Raw genomic sequence first — 720 nt, 5'->3', positions numbered from 1 at the left:
ATCGTGACCGATACTGGCGGCTCGGGTCTGAGTGCACGTGTATTATCGGCAGGTCTTGTGGCAGAGACCAGTACGAATGACCGCTTGATGATCCAAGGAGATATTGCGACATCACCATTAATTGAGGGTGTAACGCCGACGTATACAACACAATTGTTACGAAATGGTTCAACTGACTCGGTCAACAGTGCCAATATTGATGCGAATTGGTATCTACTCGATACGCCAACGCAACGTGATGCAAAAGAAACCTGGACTACGCTAGCACAACCTCTCAATAATGAAAGCTTGCTTGGGCAAGTAGGGAAGTATCTACTTTTAGAGTTGCACTACAGTGAGGCTGGCATGGAATTAGCGAAAACGAGAGTGCTTAGCGAACCGATTGAATCTTGGCTGATAAAGCCGATATTGAGTTATGAACGACCCGTATTGAGTGAACAAGATGCAATAGAAGTACTCAATCAAAATGCGTTAAGTGTGGCGGAAAGTCAGTTATTGGCAAAATACCCACAGCTCACAGTCAACTACACTTGGCAGAGTATTAATAATAACAACCCTTCTTGGGTAACGGTGAGCACACCGTCATCTTTTGCTCCGTTAAGCTCACTAGTGGCAGACGAACGATATCGGTTTGTCGTCAATCTGACCGAATCTGGCAATCCATTCGCTACGTTGTACAGTGACGAATCGATTGCTGTCACTGCATTGGCTCTAAGTACC

The 720-nt window shown here is 45.6% G+C and carries 1 protein-coding gene; it reads left to right on the top strand.

Features of this window, described 5'->3' with window-relative positions:
• Positions 1–720, top strand: a 720-nt coding sequence (locus F8B77_RS17685; RefSeq protein WP_167512869.1) for a hypothetical protein, incomplete at both ends; no start/stop codon positions are given.

The sequence above is a fragment of the Aliivibrio finisterrensis genome, assembly GCF_008933155.1.
GTDB lineage: Bacteria > Pseudomonadota > Gammaproteobacteria > Enterobacterales > Vibrionaceae > Aliivibrio > Aliivibrio finisterrensis.
Note: the sequence above shows the minus strand (reverse complement) of the source record. Positions and strands in the feature narration are given on the sequence as shown.